Below are 249 nucleotides of genomic sequence, written 5' to 3'. Positions count from 1 at the left end.
CTCGGTCGAAATCGGCGCGCTGACCCTTACCGACTTCGTCAAGCCGGCCGGCCTGCAGGCACGCGGTGAGAACCTGTTCCTGGAAACCACCGCCTCGGGCCCCGCACAGACCGGCAACCCCGGCCTGAACGGCCTGGGCAGCGTGGTGCAGGGTGCGCTGGAAGGCAGCAACGTCAACGTGGTCGACGAGCTGGTGTCGATGATCGAAACCCAGCGCGCCTACGAAATGAACGCCAAGGCGATCTCCAC

The 249-nt window shown here is 65.9% G+C and carries 1 protein-coding gene; it reads left to right on the top strand.

Annotation, left to right across the window (positions count from 1 at the left end):
• The coding region (locus ACQG3P_RS21145; RefSeq protein ID WP_426806148.1) for a flagellar hook-basal body complex protein at positions 1-249 on the top strand (249 nt) is incomplete at both ends.

The sequence above is a fragment of the Stenotrophomonas sp. SrG genome (genome assembly GCF_050031795.1).
In the GTDB taxonomy this organism is placed as follows: Bacteria; Pseudomonadota; Gammaproteobacteria; order Xanthomonadales; family Xanthomonadaceae; genus Stenotrophomonas; species Stenotrophomonas rhizophila_A.
The sequence above is the reverse complement of the archived record's forward strand: the minus strand, read 5'-3'. Positions and strand labels throughout refer to the sequence as shown.